The organism is Vibrio sp. 10N.261.52.A1, from assembly GCF_002876325.1.
GTDB lineage: Bacteria > Pseudomonadota > Gammaproteobacteria > Enterobacterales > Vibrionaceae > Vibrio > Vibrio chagasii.
In genome coordinates this window covers 1-1369 of the sequence record NZ_MCYD01001310.1, presented here as the reverse complement: position 1 = coordinate 1369, position 1369 = coordinate 1, and the positions used below count along the sequence as shown (strand labels likewise).

The following is a 1369-nucleotide window of genomic DNA, read 5'->3' as shown; positions in this document are numbered from 1 at the left end:
ACCCTGTAAGCATTTTTTTGCTCTTGCCTTTACGCTTATTTCTCCGAGCTTTCCACGCTTTCCCATCTGGGCTTTGCTGTTTGGTAATGTTGCGTTTCGATATTTTCTGAACTTCTTTGGCGACTCTTCGTAATAACCGCTCTCGCTTGGTTGCCGGCATAGCCAGAGCTTTTAGAATTTCATCTGTTCTGAGCACACCTTTTTCATCCCACTGAACTTTAATCATCGTTTCAGATCCAAAGTGAATCGTTCAGCAATCCAAACTTCATACTCTGCTAAGTTGTATTGTTTGCCATGCCAATGAATCACCCCTTCTTCCTCTTCGACTATCGTGACAGGCTCTATAAACTGAATATCTATCTCTACGTTGGCTGTCTTGTCACTTTCGGGCTCAACTTTGAATCTAGGATCTTCCAATTCATAGGTTTCACGATATGGGTCATTACTTTGTAACCAAGCCATAACTGAGGCCATGACAATAGCTGGCTCAAACTCCCTAAAAGGAAAACGTTCTATCGAGATAACCGCTTCGTATTCCATCATCCCCAAATCGACGCCCAACCCTTGGTGCTTTGGAGTGAGTTGCAGTTCCGCTCCATCCATCCACGACTCAAGCAGCGAATGACAATTTTTAGGGATGACTGTCAATATGTGAGCCGTTAACGTTTGGAGTAAATACCCCATTTCACTTTGACCTTTTGGCTCAAAACTCATATAAGCTCCACACCCACTCGACCTTTGCCTTTCATCGCTCGAACATGCTGCTGGCTTTCTGCTAGCAAACTCTCTTTGGTGTCAGACTCTTTTTCAGCGACTCGATCACCGGCTTCTTTGGTTTGCTGGGTGGCGAACTCAGGTAACAAGTCGGCTTTGGCTCTCGCATAAACCGCCTTTTCATACAGAATGACTAATAAGTTTTTATCTCCAATGCTTGGTTGCCCCGTCACACTGGAAGCTTTAGCAAACCCGCTTTTTTGGTATTGTTCTTTGGTCGTGTTTAATTCAATGTTTAGTTGTGCAATTGCAGCAGCGACAGCGTATGCAATCGCTTCTTTGTCCATATGAGCTGGTACCCCACGACGTTTCTCAAAATCACCGGCATTAATATCCGGCCAAAAACCATCATTGATGATTTTGGTATCTTGATAGTCTGCTCCTGATGAACCATTAAACATGGCATCCCCTTGATATAAGTGAGCCTCTAGCCACTGGGTCGATAGGTCACGATGAACTAAAAGCTATCGCACCCTCGCCAGTCGAGGCTCGGCGGCGTAGGAGTCTTTAAAGATTCGAACCTTCTTTAATGGCACGAATACGTTGCTCGATTTGACCGATTTTGGTTTTCACCCCCACTTTCTCGTACTTATCG

At 44.8% G+C, this 1369-nt stretch carries 3 protein-coding genes; all 3 read right to left on the bottom strand.

What is annotated here, in order from left to right; genetic code table 11:
* The coding region (locus tag BCT81_RS27205) for a phage virion morphogenesis protein (protein WP_102426482.1) at positions 1 to 226 on the bottom strand (226 nt) is incomplete at its 3' end.
* Positions 223 to 714 (bottom strand): phage tail protein, encoded by a 492-nt coding sequence (locus BCT81_RS27200; RefSeq protein WP_102426481.1) that lies wholly within the window; start codon positions 712 to 714, stop codon positions 223 to 225. The genes BCT81_RS27205 and BCT81_RS27200, both read right to left, overlap by 4 nt.
* Positions 711 to 1175, bottom strand: coding sequence for a head completion/stabilization protein (locus BCT81_RS27195; RefSeq protein ID WP_102426480.1), 465 nt, complete (start codon positions 1173 to 1175; stop codon positions 711 to 713). The genes BCT81_RS27200 and BCT81_RS27195 overlap by 4 nt, the downstream gene beginning before the upstream one ends.
* Between the last annotated feature and the right edge of the window lie 194 nt (positions 1176 to 1369).